General features: G+C 55.6%; 13 protein-coding genes. 3 read left to right on the top strand and 10 right to left on the bottom strand.

What is annotated here, in order from left to right:
* Positions 1-146: 146 nt before the first annotated feature.
* The 3 genes from D8M23_RS00375 to D8M23_RS00365 all read right to left on the bottom strand — a co-directional run bounded on the left by D8M23_RS00375 (position 147) and on the right by D8M23_RS00365 (position 3189).
* On the bottom strand, positions 147-602 hold the full coding sequence (locus tag D8M23_RS00375) for a hypothetical protein (RefSeq protein WP_037234671.1): 456 nt from the start codon (positions 600-602) through the stop codon (positions 147-149).
* Positions 603-624: 22 nt separating this feature from the next.
* Complete coding sequence (locus tag D8M23_RS00370) at positions 625-1449, bottom strand: MurR/RpiR family transcriptional regulator (RefSeq protein ID WP_126500365.1); 825 nt, start codon at positions 1447-1449, stop codon at positions 625-627.
* Positions 1450-1557: 108 nt separating this feature from the next.
* The gene (locus D8M23_RS00365) at positions 1558-3189 is read right to left on the bottom strand and encodes an alpha-glucoside-specific PTS transporter subunit IIBC (protein WP_126853020.1); all 1632 of its coding nucleotides are present in this window, start codon (positions 3187-3189) and stop codon (positions 1558-1560) included.
* A 305-nt stretch (positions 3190-3494) separates the two neighbouring features.
* On the opposite strand from D8M23_RS00365, the gene D8M23_RS00360 reads away from it, so the two are divergent.
* From D8M23_RS00360 to D8M23_RS00350, 3 genes are all read left to right on the top strand, one after another.
* The gene (locus D8M23_RS00360) at positions 3495-4388 is read left to right on the top strand and encodes an endonuclease/exonuclease/phosphatase family protein (RefSeq protein ID WP_126853018.1); all 894 of its coding nucleotides are present in this window, start codon (positions 3495-3497) and stop codon (positions 4386-4388) included.
* An 85-nt stretch (positions 4389-4473) separates the two neighbouring features.
* Entirely contained in the window at positions 4474-6279 is a 1806-nt protein-coding gene (locus D8M23_RS00355) for a glycoside hydrolase family 13 protein (RefSeq protein ID WP_126853016.1), read from the top strand.
* A 130-nt stretch (positions 6280-6409) separates the two neighbouring features.
* A complete protein-coding gene (locus D8M23_RS00350) occupies positions 6410-8242 on the top strand; it encodes a glycoside hydrolase family 13 protein (RefSeq protein ID WP_126853014.1) in 1833 nt (610 codons plus the stop codon).
* Between the two features lie 83 nt (positions 8243-8325).
* On the opposite strand, the gene D8M23_RS00345 is transcribed toward D8M23_RS00350, so the two are convergent.
* From D8M23_RS00345 to D8M23_RS00320, 7 genes are all read right to left on the bottom strand, one after another.
* Positions 8326-8961, bottom strand: a complete 636-nt coding sequence (locus D8M23_RS00345) for a PIN domain-containing protein (RefSeq protein WP_126853012.1) — start codon at positions 8959-8961, stop codon at positions 8326-8328.
* Between the two features lie 20 nt (positions 8962-8981).
* A complete protein-coding gene (locus D8M23_RS00340) occupies positions 8982-9437 on the bottom strand; it encodes a helix-turn-helix domain-containing protein (protein ID WP_126853010.1) in 456 nt (151 codons plus the stop codon).
* Between the two features lie 140 nt (positions 9438-9577).
* Positions 9578-9667, bottom strand: coding sequence for a ClbS/DfsB family four-helix bundle protein (locus D8M23_RS12005; RefSeq protein ID WP_148110466.1), 90 nt, complete (start codon positions 9665-9667; stop codon positions 9578-9580).
* Positions 9668-9995: 328 nt separating this feature from the next.
* Entirely contained in the window at positions 9996-10835 is an 840-nt protein-coding gene (locus D8M23_RS00335) for an alpha/beta fold hydrolase (protein ID WP_126853008.1), read from the bottom strand.
* Between the two features lie 151 nt (positions 10836-10986).
* A complete protein-coding gene (locus D8M23_RS00330; RefSeq protein WP_126853006.1) occupies positions 10987-11457 on the bottom strand; it encodes a methyltransferase family protein in 471 nt (156 codons plus the stop codon).
* Positions 11458-11493: 36 nt separating this feature from the next.
* Positions 11494-12198 carry an aspartate/glutamate racemase family protein gene (locus tag D8M23_RS00325; RefSeq protein WP_126853004.1) on the bottom strand — a complete coding sequence of 235 codons (705 nt, stop codon included), beginning with the start codon at positions 12196-12198 and terminating at the stop codon, positions 11494-11496.
* Positions 12199-12390: 192 nt separating this feature from the next.
* The gene (locus D8M23_RS00320; protein ID WP_037234656.1) at positions 12391-12912 is read right to left on the bottom strand and encodes a hypothetical protein; all 522 of its coding nucleotides are present in this window, start codon (positions 12910-12912) and stop codon (positions 12391-12393) included.
* Positions 12913-12928: the final 16 nt, after the last annotated feature.

The raw sequence follows: 12928 nt of genomic DNA, 5'->3' as shown, positions 1-12928 counted from the left end.
ATCATACGGCCGGGTGGGTGCGCCTCGTGTCTTTGCCGGGCGGATGGGTTCAGCGTTTCGCGGGTAGCCCACCGTGGCGCGTTATAGTGCCGTAGTTTCTGCGGTTCGTCCTTCCTATGCGGCCTTGTAGCAGCTAAGGTGTGTGTTTAGCTTGTCCAGAGGCGGATGTTCGCCGCGAGAACCAGCAGACTCACCATCCCCAAAAATACCATGGCGGCGATGAGGACCCAACGGTAGGTGGGCGCAAATTTTTCGGTCTCATCCCAGTCGCGGGTGGCGCGCAGCAGCAGGTAGCAGGCGAGTGCGCCGGGCAGGTTCCCCACCACTATCTGCACCGCGAGGGCGTAGAGGGTGAAGACGCGTTCGGTGCGTTCGTTTTCGCTTCCAGCGAGTTTGAAGAGTCCCGCGAGCAGGATCGTCAGGCACCCGTTGAGGAACGCGACAGCGAAGAAGGGAATGTTAAGCGCCTGCTGGAAGGTCATATTGGAGTTCGCGGCGCCAAGCAGAATCCAGGCGAAGAGCGCGAAGGGCACCAGGAGCCAGTACCAGAAGAGGAAACGGCGGAGTTTACGGTCGTCGTCAAGCGCGGCGAAGATGTTCATGTCTTGTGTGCTTTCTGGGGGGTTAGTCGGCGGTGGGTTCTGCCGGGCCGGTGCCCGGGTCTGTTTCGTTCCCGCCGGGCTGCCGCTGGGGGTTTCGGGTCTCAATGTGGTCGATGTACCGGCGCACCAGGTAGTCCAGCAGCACTGAGAGCGCCACGAATGAGTTGTAGGGGCCGCGCTGGCCGGTGATCTGCGTGGGGGTGCTCTGGTAGTGCAGTGAGTATTCGGCGTGGGAGGACATGTAGTTCACTCCGAGGGCGGTGACCGCGACCATGGGGATTTTGCGCAGGGCAAGCATTTTTACGTGTTCGCGCATGTTCTCTGTCTGCCCGGAGAACGATACGAGGATCACCAAATCGTTGGTGGTCATGGAGGTCATGGTGCTCTCAAACTCGTTGCGGGCTGGGATGACGTGACAGAATTTGCCGCACACCTGCATGGATTTGGCGAACTCTTGCACGGCGTTGCGTTGGGCGTACCCGGTGCCGAAGCAGTAGATGGTGCGGGCGTCGTGCATTTTTTCGAGGAGCTTCGACAGCTCCATGTGTTCGAGGTAGTCGTAGGTTCGCAGGATGTCTTCTTTACCGCTCTCAATAAACCTGGGGTTGTAGGGTTCGGAGCGGGTGAGGGAGGATTTAATGAAGTATTTCAGCTCCGCAAAGCCTGAGAAGTTCAGTTTCTTGGTGAGGCGAATAATGGAGCTGGTTGAGGTGTAGGTTTTGTGCGCGAGGGAGCTGATGGTGGCTTCGGCAACGAACTTTTCGTTGTCGAGCATAAACGCCAGAATCTCGCGTTCTGTACCGCTGAAGCGGTGCTGGTTTGCATTCACCACATCTTGTAAATCCACTCAAGGCTCCTGAATCGCTGACAAGCAATATTAAAAATATTACAACGTCTGCGGCTCAGGAGCCTTGTGGTGTTATCGCGTGATGCGGGTTTTAGCCCAGCTCACGTTTTAGGCTTTGGTGTTCACCATGGTTTCAAAACGTTCGCGAACCTGCGGAACGTCCATGCCCACGATCACCTGGAATGCCTTACCCTTGCGTACGATACCAAGAGCACCGGCGTCCTTGAACGCGGCATCCGAGGTGTCGACCAGGGATTCATCGGCCACCGACACGCGCAGGCGGGTGGCGCAGTTGTTCACGGTGGTGATGTTGTCGGCACCGCCGAGCAGTTCGAGGAAACCAGCCGCACGCGGTGCGTACAGGTCAGTGTCGCCGTCTTCTGCGGATGCGCCGCCCTTCTTCTCGGCAGCCTTGGCGGCCTTGTACTCGGCTTTCGAGTACAGCTTCGTTTCGCCGCCCTCAGCCTCACGGCCGGGGGTCTTGAAGTCGAACTTCAGGATCAGGAAGCGGAAGAGCAGGAAGTAGATGACGGTGAAGCACAGGCCCACGCCGATCTGCATGAGGTAGGTCGGCCAGTGGTTCTGCCACAGCGGAACCCAGTTGAGGAAGATGAAGTTATCCAGCAAGCCGCCGCCCATGTTGCCTGAAAGCCCGAACATGTACATGATCGACGCCATGGTTGCAGCCAGCACAGCGTGCACTGCGAACAGCGGGGGTGCCACGAACAGGAAGGTGAATTCCAGCGGCTCGGTAATGCCGATGAGCATCGCGGTGAGGCTCACGGGCAGCACCAGGGCGAGAACCTCTTTACGCTTCTCGGGCCGTGCGGTGGTGTAGAAGGCCGCCGCAATACCTGCCGGTGCGAACACCTTGGAGTTGCCGTGCAGTGCGAAGCCGCCGCCGGGGAAGAGCTCACGCAGGGGCTTGTCGCTCTGCGCGAATTCGCTCAGGTGGGTCGGCCAGTCCTTCGCAATGCCGTTGGGGGTTACGGCGTTGCCGAACATGAACGGCGAGTAGATGAAGTGGTGCAGACCGGTCGGGATGAGGAAGCGCTCCAAGAAGGTGTAGATCCACACACCGAGCGCGCCGGAGGCGATGAAGAACCCCTGCATGCTTTCAATACCGTGCTGGGCGTAGGGCCACAGCAGGGTGAAGAGGAACGCGACGGGGAACATGAGGAAGAAGCACACGGCGTACACGTACTGGGTGCCCTGGAAAATACCCAGGAAGTCGGGCAGCTTCTTATCGAACCAGCGGTTATGTACCCACACCACGATGGCGGAGATAATAATCGCACCAAAGATACCGGTGTCAATGGTCTTAATACCGGCGATCATTTTCAGGCCGGTACCGGCGGCGGACTCGGAAATATCCACTCCGTAGTTGAGCTGGAAGATACCACCGCTGTCTTGGCCCCAGTACTTGAGCATTGTCCCGCTCAGGTAGTTGAAGGTCAGGTAGACCATGCCAGCTTCGAGCACGGCGCGGGCGTTTGCGGTCTTAGCGAGCGCAATCGGCAGGCCGAGCACGAAGAGCAGCTCCATCTGAGTGAAGACGGTCCAGGCGCCAGAGAGCCAGACATCCCAGATTTTAAACCACATCGTGTCTTCATTAGCTAGAGGACCAACGATGTTCTCTAGGGTGGCAACTTTGCCAATACCAACCGCCAAACCGGCGAAGGCAAAAAGAAGCACGGGGGCCAGCATGGCCGAACCGAACCTCTGAACTTTTTCCATCATGAGGCTTACGCCTTTCGGGTTACGAGAAAATACGCAGGCACACGCGCCCGCGCGAATGTCATCAGTATTTGAATGGCACCATCATCCCACCTTTTGGCGGGGCTACACGTCTGTTGCGGGAGATTAGACATATTTTTTCATAACATGAAACATCTCCCGGTACCGGGTAAAAATACTAACCTACTGTCACGGTTTTTTAGTGCTTTGAAACGGTGTTTCTCTTGTAGCATGTAACCGTAGCCCGCCCCACCGTGGCAGGTGGCGTGGTGTTATTGAACGCACGACCTCTCGAAAACTACATACCTATGCTTTTTCTTACCTTGAATACCCACAGCTGGTGCGAGCCTCACCAGATCGTTAAGATTCATGAGCTTGCCCGTTTTATTGCCGACCGTCAGGTTGATGTTATTGCGTTGCAGGAGGTCAACCAGTACCTGCACTCCCCTATTGTGGATACTCCACTGGGGTACCAGGGCGGGGCCGGTATTCCTATCCGTGAGGATAATTATGCACTGCTGCTGGTTCGGTTCCTGGCTGATTTAGGGGTTCACTACGAATGGGCGCTGACCGAAACACATATTGGGTGGGATCGGTATGACGAGTGTGTGGCGGTGCTTTCTCGCGTGCCTATTGAACGCATCGATCCTCTTGTGATGAGCCCGCAGTACAGCTACGACCGGGTTGAACGCAGGTCTTCTCTCGCGGTTCGGGTGGGTACCGATGCGGGGTCCGTATGGTGTGCAAGCGCCCATATGTCGTGGTGGGATTTTCAGGGCGAACCGCTTTTTGCACAGGAGTTTGCGCGGCTTTCGCAGGCCCTCACCGAGCGCGGTCAGGATGCACCCGTTCTGATGGGCGGCGATTTCAACACAGCGGCGCAGGTGCGCGGCGAAGGGTACGATCTGGCACTTTCTTCCGGCCTGGTGGACACCCGCGAGATTGCCCAGAGTACCGACGGCGAATTCACCGTACATCGTGGTATTGCCGGGTGGGAAGGGCAGGAGGATGCCAAGCGCATCGACTTCGTGTTTGCCGACCGCACGGTGAAGGTACTTTCGCATGCAGTGGTATTCCGCGATAATTCTCCTAAGGCGATTTCCGATCACAGCGGCGTGCTGGTAGAGCTTGACGAGTCGAGTTTCGAGCCCACCGCCAGGATGCACCCCGTGCCGTTGCCGTCACAGGCTCAACCCGGATAGTGCGGTAGCTGCAGGGTGCCGCAACTGAGCGACCGATCCCGCTTTCAGACCTTTATTTGATATATATTCCGTGGAAGGACAGCCCATGAAAACCGAAATTCAGTGGTGGCAGCAGCCCGTTGTGTACCAGATCTACCCGCGTTCCTTCAACGACTCCAATGGCGACGGCATTGGCGATCTGCCCGGCATCACCGAAAAAATTCCGTACCTGGCGAAGCTGGGTATAGATGTTATCTGGCTTTCCCCGATTTACGCCTCGCCGAATGACGATAATGGCTACGATATTTCGGATTATCGGGCGATTATGACCGAGTTCGGTACGATGGCCGATTTCGACGAACTGCTGGCGACCGCACATGAGCACGGCATCAAGCTTATGATGGATTTGGTGGTGAACCACACCTCGGATGAGCACGAATGGTTCCGTCAGGCACGATCGGCTAAGGATAACCCGTACCGCGACTACTATGTGTGGCGTGACCCTGCCGGGTTCACAGAAGACGGCACCCCGATTCCGCCGAATAACTGGATTTCCTGTTTCTCACCATCGGTCTGGGAATGGGACGAGGGCACTCAGCAGTTCTACCTGCACTATTTTTCGGTGAAGCAGCCCGACCTCAACTGGGAAAACCCGAAAGTACGTGAAGAGGTCTACGACATTATGCGGTTCTGGCTTGATAAGGGAGTCGACGGTTTCCGCATGGACGTTATTAACCTGATTTCTAAGGATCTTTCCTTCCCGGATGACCCCGCCGTCACCGCAGGAGGGCTAGATAATTCTCTGGCAGCCGCCGCGAACGGTCCGCGCGTGCACGAGTTCCTGCGCGAAATGAACCGCGAGGTACTCAGCAAATACCCGGTGATGACCGTGGGTGAGACTCCCTGCGTGAGCGTGGAAGATGCCGCCCTGTACACCGGCTTTGACCGCCACGAACTGCAGATGGTGTTCCAGTTCGAGCATATGGATGTGGATGCCAGCGCAGGCGGCGCCACCGGCAAATGGTCGGATAATCGTTTTAACCTGGTGGATTTGAAGAAGGTTCTCACCCACTGGCAGACGGGGCTGCACGGTCGCGGATGGAATTCGCTGTACTGGAATAACCATGACCAGCCGCGCACGGTTTCACGTTTCGGCAATGACTCCCCCGAGTTCCGTGAGGTCAGCGGTAAGATGCTCGGCACGGTTCTGCACATGATGCAGGGAACCCCCTACATCTATCAGGGTGAAGAGCTGGGTATGACCAATGTTTTCTTCGACTCGGTAGATGACTACAACGACCTTGAAATCCATGATTCCTGGCGTAAATACGTGGTGGAGTCCCAGCGGGTTAGCCCCGAGGATATGCTGCGGTACATCAGCGCTTCGGGCCGAGATAACGCGCGAACCCCCATGCAGTGGGATGCAAGCGACAATGCGGGCTTCACGACCGGCACCCCGTGGCTGAAGGTGAACCCGCGGTATACCGACATTAACGCCGCCGAAGAATTGGCGAACGATGATTCTATTTTCTACCACTACAGCGACCTGATCCATCTGCGCAAAGAGCACCCCATCGTGCTCACCGGCGAATACCGTGTGCTCGACCCCGAGGATGAGCAGGTGTACGCCTACCTGCGTGTGAATTCAGCGGAGGACGCCGCCGCATCCGGCGAACGCGCCCTGCTGGTGGTTGCTAATTTCACCCAAGATACGCTGTCTTTGCCCTATGCAGACGGTCAGCTCGCTTCTTTGGCGCTCAAGAACCCGAGCGTGCTGAAACTTGAGGAGCTTGCGGCTATGGCAGAAGCACCCGAGCTGATCAGCTCAAACTACCGGAATGAGCATGGCGAGTTCACGGACGAAGGCACCACTCTGCGCCCCTATGAGGCGAAGGTGTATCTGTACCGGTAGGGCGTAGAGTGCGCGGCGGATGGCGCGCTGGCGCACCCTGACTGAAAGTTTTGCAGACATACCTGCGGCGATGCGGCTTACGGGTTTTCCCGCTGGGCCGAACGACGCACCCCTTAACGAAAGGCTTCTGATGAGTAGTGAAACCACGACTGAAGAGCGTGCGGTTCCTTCCTACGCCGGGCGGCAGTGGTGGAAGGAAGCGGTGGTCTACCAGGTGTACCCGCGTTCCTTCAACGACTCCAATGGCGACGGTATCGGTGACCTGCCCGGTATTACCGAAAAAATCCCGTACCTGGCGAAACTGGGCATTAACGTTATCTGGCTCTCCCCCGTGTTTGATTCGCCGAACGTTGATAACGGTTACGATATTTCCGACTACTTCGACATTATGAGCGATTTCGGAACAATGGAAGATTTCGATGAGCTGCTGGCGACCGCACATGAGCACGGCATCAAAATTCTGATGGATTTGGTGGCGAACCATACTTCGGATCAGCATCCGTGGTTTGTGCAGTCTCGTTCCTCGAAAGATAACCCGTACCGCGACTACTACATGTGGAAAGACCCCAACGGGTTTGACGAGAACGGCTCCCCGATTCCTCCGAATAACTGGGCTTCCGAATTCGGTGGCTCCGCCTGGGAGTGGGACGAGGGCACGCAGCAGTTCTACCTGCACATTTTCTTCAAGGAACAGCCCGATCTGAACTGGGCGAACCCGAAGGTGCGCGAAGACCTGTATGCGATGGTGCGCTGGTGGCTCGATAAGGGCGTGGATGGTTTCCGGCTGGACGCCATCAACATTATTTCTAAGCCCGAAGGTTTCCCGGATGATCCTTCCACTGATTTTGAGAAGCATACGTCGTCGATCCCGTTTGTGATTGCGAACGGCACGATGGTGCATCCGTGGATGAAAGAGCTCAACCGTGAGGCGTTCTCGAAGTACGATGTGATGACCGTGGGCGAAACGAGCGCGACCAGCCCTGAGGACGCGAAGCTGTGGGCGGGCTACGATGCGGGCGAACTGCAGATGCTCTTCCACTTCGACCATATGGGCGTCGATAACGACCCCGAAGGTTCGCTGGGCGGCAAGTGGTCGTATGCGCCGTACAAGCTGACCGAGCTTAAGCGCATTCTGAACGAGTGGCAGACGAAGCTTGAGGGCAAGGCGTGGGGTTCGCTGTACTGGAATAACCACGATCAGCCGCGCGTGGTCTCACGGTTCGGCAACGATTCCCCCGAGTTTCGGGTGCTTTCAGCGAAGCAGTTGGCAACCACCCTACATTTTATGCAGGGAACCCCCTATATTTATCAGGGCGAGGAACTGGGGATGACCAATGTGCGGTTCGAATCGATCGACGACTACCGCGACGGCGATTCGATTCGTTTCTACGAGGATATGCACGTGGATCATCAGCGGCTCAGCCATGAGGATGCGATGCGCGCCATCTACATTAAGGGTCGCGATAACGCCCGCACCCCCATGCAATGGGACGGCTCGGCGAACGGTGGGTTCACGAACGAGGGAGTCGAGCCGTGGCTGAAGGTGAACCCGAACTACCCACAGATTAATGCGCAGGCTGCCCTGGACGATCAGGATTCGGTGTTCTACCACTATCAGGAATTGGCGAAGCTGCGCCGCGGTGAGCTCAAAGATTTGATGGTGTACGGTTCGTTCACACCCGTAGATTCGGTTGAGGCTCCGCACTCCGAGGATGAGGCGGTGTACGCCTACACCCGTACCGGCGGCCCGGACGGCACCGACGCGACCCAGTCCCTGCTCGTGGTTTCTAACTTCACGTCGGAGTCGGTGGAGCGCACCTTCTCTCTGCTGGATGATGCGCGTGCAGCCGGGGCGTCCGTCGAACTGGTGCATTCCAACTACCGGGATGACACCGGCACGCCGACCGATGCGGGCACCACCCTACGCCCCTACGAAGCGAAGGTCTACCGCATCGTGCAGTAGAACTCTTCTGGTTCTTTTCCTGTAGAAATGCTCTCCACTAAATGTGGAGAGCATTTCTACAGGTAGGACATAATCCACAAGATTTACCTACACCGTTTTGCGATCATTCGGTCAACAGTTACACGGACACGCGGTATATTAACAACATTTTTCAAAAGATAATCGGCAAACTTTTCCGCCTGCGATTGACGAAGCTGAGATATTAAATCAACGTTTCCCTGGCGATCTAACCAATACCTCACCTCTGAGAGATATAGCTGAACCCAAAAATCAGGCACCGTAAAATCCACGAGCTGCATTAGGATATTATCGGCGCTCATGATGTCGTATCCCAGGTTCTCGCCTGCCTCCGAACGCCCGTATGCGATAAGGGCTTTATCATTCGTTGCTAAGGCATCAACATCTCCTGCAATTGCAGCAGCATGAATGTGCAGGTCCTCGGGGTCAGGATAGCCGGGTATCTCGGGTACAGGAAAACCTCGAAGTATACAGTCGTTACCTCCACAGGATTCAATGATCTGCCGTCGCCATTTTTCAATAACCCCGTCATCAAGAGTGGGGTTGTTGTTCCGTGTATGGTTTCCCCATTCGTCTAATATTCCTTGTGAAATTAGGACTTGAAATCTACCTTGCGAATAGAGTGCAGACTTCAGAATCCAGTCCCGCAGAGTTTTTGACATTAAGATATTGGCATCAAGCAAAACACGGTACGTCTCCACGTTAGCCCTGTTCTTTCACTTTAGAGACCCATTTCATGCTCGAAGTCACGAAGTTTATTAAAGGCATCAATTTGCTTTTGAAGCTGTTTCTGACGGAATGCATCAACATCCGCTGTTAAAAGACGCACGTGTGAGCGCACTTTGTGGGCTGGAATTTTCCCTTCACGGATAAGCTTCATTAAAGTTGGACGGGAAATCCCAAGGCGCTTTGCGGCAACTGTCGTCGTTAACTCTTGTGGAACGCTCACCAGGCTAGGCTCCTGGTCATTAGCGAGCATCGTAATCATCTCTGCGATCAGTGAATTCAGCTTGGGCCCGAGTTCTTTCGCTTTATCTCCCTCAATACTCACCTGAATAGAAATATGTTTTGCGTCAGCTGTAGCAAGTTCCGCAGCCAAAGTTTTGACGTCACGGAGCTCCTCAGCATCTTGCCTGACCTCTGCAAAGGGCTGGGCAAGTGTGTCTGTAATAGTCACGGTAGCGCCTCCTCTGACTTGTAGTCGTCACTCCAGATTACAAAGTATCTATAATATCTGCAATATTTTACACTTTTTACAGATAAAATCCTGATTTCCTCTGTTGCCAGACGAAGGCGCCGTTATACAAAACTTGGGATTTATACCTGCGCCGCCCTCCTCCATTTGCGGATGCGCGTGCGGAAGTTGGTGAACGGGGCGACCGTGTTAAGTAGCTTTTTATCGCTCACCTCTCTCCTCCTCAGCCCTAAGCCGCCCGCGTATACTTGCACACCGGTTTAGCGGCAAAACGCTACTGCATGATCAGTCCACCGTCCACCGTCTATGAGCTTCCCATCACGTAGCTGGCCTCGTCAGAGAGCCAGAATAGCGCCGCTGCGGCAGTAACATACACGTGGTTTTTGGTACAACCTGTAAAAGTACCTGAGCGTCTTCCCTAATCAGAGATGTTTTTTGCCTGCCCGGCCGATACTGTTGTTCCTACCGAGCACCAGAAAATCTTGTTCTCAATGTGCTTCCCGGGGTTCATTTTATGCTGTTCGTTCAGTATGACAAGAGTTACGATTCGATGAAGTCGCGCACTATATCCACAAACCGTTCGGGGCTCTCTTTCTGAACCCAATGCTTATGATGCTCAAAAATTTCGACCCGTGTATTCGGCATAGATGCGGCTGCCTGCTTCACATCACCGACTTTGACGCCGGGGTCCTTATCCCCTTGAATAAATAGGGTTGGCGCCTTGATCTGTGACAGAAGCGGTATTAGGTGCCCGACCGGATGTTCTCCCCACAGCTCACTGATCTGAAATGATTGAAAAACTCGTGCCGCGTCTTTCGAATGGGCGGCAGTTTGCACCTCATCCAGAATTTCGGGGGTAATTTTCTCGCGATTCCCAATCAGTGACCCGGCAATAATGTTCTTTGCCAGCCACCTATTCTGCAAGGTTTTATATGCCACCTGATTGAGTGGCAAACGCACCATCAACCGTCCCATAAGTGAATATGAAGCGGACACACCCCAAGGCGCTACCAGCACCAGCTTGCCAATATAGTCCGGATACCGTAGCGCATATTGCAAAGCAATGGCGCCGCCCATTGAAAGGCCACACAAGGTAACATTTTGAGCGTTCAAAGTATCAAGGAAGGCCTTGAGGAAGCCCGTGTAGAAACTCAGCGAGTACTCTAATTCGGGTTTATCGCTGTTGCCATACCCCGGCAGATCCAGGGCAACTAAAGGCTGAGACCCGGTCCAGGTCTGCATGATCGTTTTCCAGGAGAGCATGGCGTGATCCACCCCGCCACCATGAAGGAGCACGATAGGCGTGCCTTCACCCTCCGTACTGTAGTACGCGGTTTTAATGCCTTCAAGATCGAGAAAATAGGTCGAGATACGATTCATGAATATCACCGTCTTTCATGAGAGCCCACCGCTATTAAGTCTATCCTGTAAAAGGCACACATACGATAGTGAGTCCCCGAACCATTCAGAGTTTCGGTTGGCAGGATGTATGTACGTAAGCCAGCCATACACAGTTTTGGCAGGTGCTGGGCTATACCCAGCGCCGCACCCGCTGGCGGTACTGCCGGTATTCTGTACCGAACTTCTGGGTGAGAATCCGCTCTTCGGGAATAATCTGAAAACGCGTTATCCAGGCAACGAAAAGCACCACCCCGAGCACAGCCTGCACCTGCCACAGCCACACCGCCCACCCGGTAAGTATGCAGGCCATGCCCAAGTACATGGGGTTGCGGCTTAAACGGTATATTCCGGAGGAGACAATGTTTACGGTGCGTTCGGGGGCGAACGGGTTCACTGTGGTGCGGGCACGTCTAAATGACAGCACCCCCGCCGCGTCTACCGTTAGGCCGAGTACAACCAGTGCAAGGGCGGGAACCAGCAGCAGCGGTGGCCTGCCTGTCAGCGGCGGCATCCCGCAGATGAGCCACATCAGTAAGGCGCACAGTGCCCCTATAAGTGGCGGCGGAACTGTATGTTCAAGGGCTGCAGCTAGTCTTTTCATGGGGAACAGTTATTTATTTCGGTCAAGAAGCGGGGTTTATGCGGTAAGCGGCGGCGTTAACACTGCCTCTACCGCCGCGAGCGCGTGAATGGTGGTGCTGTCAAAGACCGGTAGCGGGGTCTTGTCCTCATCCACCGCCAGGCAGAGTTCGGTGCACCCCAGAATCACGCCTTGGGCGCCCTGCTCCTTCAGCCCTGTAATGACCTGCTGAAGATACTGCACGGCTTCAGGCTCCACACGGCCCAGGCACAGCTGTTCAAAGATGATGCGGCTAGTCTCTGCTTGTTCCGGTTCGGTCGGTACGATCGTCTGGATTCCTTGCGCCACCATGCGCTCGGTGTAGAACCCGTCGCTCATGGTGAAGGTTGTGCCCAGCAGCCCCACCCTCTGCAGCCCCTGCCTTTGGATGGCGGTGGCGGTGGCGTCAACTACGTGCAGTAGCGGTACGGTGGTGGCGCGCTCTATTGCGGGGGCAACCTTGTGCATGGTGTTCGTGGCCACCAGCAGCAGCTGCGCACCCGCACCTTCAAGTTTTGCGGCGCTTGCCGCCAGTAGAGCCCCGGCGGCTTCCCAGTCACCGCTTTTTTGCAGACGTACGACTTCCTCAAAATCTACGCTGTGCATCACAATGTCGGCGCTGCGGTTGCCTCCGAGGCGGCGGTTGACCTCACGGTTAATGATTCGGTAGTACAGGGCGGTGCTCTCAGGGCTCATGCCGCCGATAATGCCTAGGGTTTTCACGGTGCACGCTCCTTTTATTTATTGTCTTCTGGCGGGTACTTCCCCTCATTGTAGGGTGAGCTCCGTAACCCCGTCTACAGCGAAGGTTTTTGTATTCAGAAGCCATATTAATTCTCTGAGTACAAAAACTTTTCTGAATAGAAAAACCATCTGCTGGGGGTACGCCCGAAGACCTCTGGGGCGGGGTGTGCTTTAGACCCCCAGTGCGGCCCCGTCTGCCATGAGCCACGCGATCAGCGACCCCACCGCCAGGGTAAACGGCAGACCCAGCAGCAGGGTTTTGATGCGGGTTGCGACGGCGGTTTCACGCATAAAGTACAGCGAGTATGGGCCCAGCCCAAAGTTCAGCACGAGTGCCAGCGACACCAGCAGGAACGGTACGCCCAGCAGTACCCATAGTGAGAGCTGATTCGATGTTCCCAGCTGCTCCGTGATGGTCTCCCCTGTGGAGACCAGCTGCGCGGTGGCGGGGGCGGCGGGGGCGAATAGTACCGTGAACGACCACAGGAGTGTGCACGGCAGGATCACCCACCCAAGGATGCCTGCGCATCCGACGGAAAGAACATTAATGACTTTATCGACTGCTTCTTCGCGTTCGGCGCGGCGGGCACGCCGGTACGCCAGGTGCTCAGCTGAGCCCCTGTGGAACCCGCCAGTCCACGCATATTTTTTTGCGGACCGTGACGGGGTTATATTTTCGTAGTTGAGTGACATTGGTAGCTCCATCGCT

It is taken from the genome of Rothia sp. HSID18067 (assembly GCF_003989445.1).
GTDB lineage: Bacteria > Actinomycetota > Actinomycetes > Actinomycetales > Micrococcaceae > Rothia > Rothia aeria.
Note: the sequence above shows the minus strand (reverse complement) of the source record. Positions and strands in the feature narration are given on the sequence as shown.